The sequence below is a fragment of the Clostridium sp. ATCC BAA-442 genome, from assembly GCF_964239415.1.
Taxonomy (GTDB): domain Bacteria; phylum Bacillota; class Clostridia; order Oscillospirales; family Oscillospiraceae; genus Flavonifractor; species Flavonifractor plautii.
Genome location: NZ_CAXSQB010000017.1, coordinates 70314 through 73436 on the forward strand (window position 1 = coordinate 70314; position 3123 = coordinate 73436).

Below are 3123 nucleotides of genomic sequence, written 5' to 3' on the forward strand. Positions count from 1 at the left end.
GGCGTATGCCGCCCAAGGCCGACGAAATTTAGTTCCGGCGGTCGCAAATAAAATCATCAGGGTCCCCGCACGGTGCAAGGCACCGGGTGGGGCGCGGGGGGATCTGGACTGGCGCGACATCGTTAACCCAAAAACCAAGCCCTTTACCGCGTAACTGGGCGGTTCCCGGTTGACTTTTTCCCCGCTTTGGGGTAGTATTGTGGAGCAAAAACCGCCCTGACGGGGCAAGTACCGCCCACACCGCCGCAGCAGAGAAGGACGCCTCCGGCTGAAAGCGTCCGCGGCAGGAGGCCGGGAGACGGCCTTACCAGCGGGCCCGGAGACGGGTGTGGTCCCCTTCCCGCAACAGAAGGACAGAGGGAGCGGAATTCCGCTCTGAACATGGGTGGCACCACGAAAGCAGGCGCTTTCGTCCCGTGGAAGGGGACGAGAGCGCCTTTTTACGGCCCAACCTGCGGCCTCTGAATCCCCCGCCGCCCGGTAGGGGCCGACGCCCCAGGGCGGCCTCTCTTGCCCCTCTGGGGCAATTCACCTTCTGCCCACATCGGCCCGGCCATTGTGGAGACGGGACGCACCCTGTCCGGCTTCATGGCACTGCTGACCCCAGCGGGTCGGTGCCCCGCCGGGGCCCCTCTTTTTCATCCAAACAAGCCGAAGTGAATTCGGACTGTTCCAAGGTTTTGCTGCGCAAAACGCTTGACGCCGCTTCCGCGGCGGCGCGGGCAGCAGCCTCAATTACTGTTAAAAAGGAGCATCACTATGGCCCAGATCAAACCCCGCACCCTGTCCGGCTTCATGGAGCTGCTGCCCGCGCGGCAGGTACAGTTCGACCGGATGGTGGAGATTCTGCGCAAGTCCTATTCCCTGTACGGCTTCACCCCCCTGGATACCCCGGCCATCGAGGCGGCCGAGGTGCTGCTGGCCAAGGGCGGCGGCGAGACGGAGAAGCAGATCTACCGCTTCACCAAGGGCGACTCCGACCTTGCCCTCCGCTTTGATCTCACCGTGCCTCTGGCCAAGTATGTAGCCCTGCACCAGAATGAGCTGACCTTCCCCTTCCGCCGGTTCCAGATCTCCAAGGTCTACCGGGGAGAGCGGGCGCAAAAGGGCCGCTACCGGGAGTTCTACCAGGCGGACATCGACGTCATCGGCGACGGCAGCCTGGACATCACCAACGAGGCAGAGATCCCCTCCATCATCTACAAGACCTTTACCGCCCTGGGCCTGCGCCGCTTCAAGATCCGGGTCAACAACCGGAAGGTACTCAACGGCCTGTTCGCCATCCTGGGCCTGGAGAAGCAGGCCGGGGACGTGATGCGCACCATCGACAAGCTGGAGAAGATCGGCCCGGAGAAGGTGCGCGCCATCCTGACGGACGACTTCGCCGTACCCGGCGGGGCGGCCGACGCCCTGCTCGCCCTCCTGGCCGCCGGCGATCCCATGGCCGCGCTGGAGCCCTTCAAGGGGAAGAACGAGCTCTTCGATCTGGGCGTGGCCGAGCTGGAGACCGTGATCAGGTATATGTCCGCCTTCGGCGTGCCGGAGGAGCACTTCATGGTGGATCTCACCATTGCCCGCGGCCTGGACTACTACACCGGCACCGTGTACGAGACCGTCATGCTGGATCACCCGGAGGTGGGTTCCATCTGCTCCGGGGGCCGTTATGATAACTTGGCGGAATATTATACCGATAAACAACTCCCCGGAGTCGGTATTTCCATCGGTCTGACCCGCCTGTTCTCCGTACTGGAGGCCCAGGGCTATCTGAACGACGCCCTGGTCACCGCCCCGGCGGACGTGCTGATCCTCCCCATGACCGAGGAGCTCTCCCCCGCCATCTCCTTCGCCACCGCTCTGCGGGACGCGGGGGTGCGCGCCCAGCTCCACTGTGAGAAGAAGAAGTTCAAGCAGAAGCTGTCCTATGCGGACAAGCTGTCCATCCCCTACGCCGCCTTCCTGGGGGAGGACGAGATTCAGCAGAACAAGGTGACGGTAAAGGATCTGACCACCGGGCAGCAGCAGACCGTGACGGCCGGGGAGGCCGTGGCCCTGGTACAGGCCGGGCTGGCGGCCCGGGCGGGCGGTACTCCCATCCAGGAGCCGGAGGCCTGATGGAACTTTCTCCCCATGTCCCCGTCTAAATGGGGAAAACCCGACGTACAGGAGGAAATGTTCCATGAAAAAGCAGCTCATCGCCCTGGCCCTGTCCACCGCCCTGCTGGCAGGCTCCTCCGCCGCCATCGCGCCGGAGGAGGCCTTCCCCGCCGTCAACACCTATCCCGGCTTTGCCGATGTGGCCGGTTCGGCCTGGTACGCCGCCACCGTACAGACCTGCTATGAGGTGGGCCTCATGACCGGCACCGGCACCGGCTTTGCCCCCGACCAGGTGCTCACCGTGGGCGAGGTGGCCGCCATCGCCGCCCGCATGAACGAGGCTATTACCGGCGACTCCATTTACCTGGTGGATTCCACCCTACCCTGGTACACCTCCTATGTGGACTATCTGGAAAAACTGGGGGTGGAGGTGCCCGATCCCGTCAAGCAGGCCACCCGCCAGGAGTTCATCGCCATGCTTGCCGCCGTGGTGCCCGAGGATATGCTGACCCCCATCAACCAGATCACCGCCCTGCCCGACACCGCCGACGCCGCCGTGCTGTCCTTCTACAACGCCGGAATCCTCACCGGCGTGGACGACTGGGGCACCTTTGCCCCCGGCAAGACCCTCACCCGGGCGGAGACCGCCGCCATGGTGGCCCGGGTCGCCCGGCCGGAGCTGCGGGAGAGCTTCTCCCCCGCCGACTACGCCATGTTTACCGCCGCCTACCTCAAGCCCGCCGACGTGCTCTTCACCAACGGCGTCACCGCCGGGCAGTATCTGCCCTATGTCCAGGCCCTCATCGACGGCCTGGAGGCCGACTGCGCCGCCCAGGGCATGGAGTTCAACTGGTTCAACACCGTGGACGGTGTGACCTTCCTGGACTATGTGGAGGACACCGCCCTGGCCCACTTCGGCGTCACCGCCAAGGACGGCACCCAGCTCTACCAGGACTTCGACATGCAGGTGTATTACAGCCGCTATCTGGATCAGAAGGGATAAGCTCCGGGCGGGTGTAGGCACCCGCC

The 3123-nt window shown here is 64.6% G+C and carries 2 protein-coding genes; both read left to right on the top strand.

Annotated elements, in window-relative coordinates:
• Positions 1–759: 759 nt before the first annotated feature.
• On the top strand, positions 760–2112 hold the full coding sequence (hisS, locus tag ACESY8_RS09405) for a histidine--tRNA ligase (RefSeq protein ID WP_204682097.1): 1353 nt from the start codon (positions 760–762) through the stop codon (positions 2110–2112).
• 64 nt (positions 2113–2176) lie between these two features.
• The gene (locus tag ACESY8_RS09410; protein WP_204682095.1) at positions 2177–3097 is read left to right on the top strand and encodes an S-layer homology domain-containing protein; all 921 of its coding nucleotides are present in this window, start codon (positions 2177–2179) and stop codon (positions 3095–3097) included.
• The last annotated feature ends 26 nt before the right edge of the window (positions 3098–3123 follow it).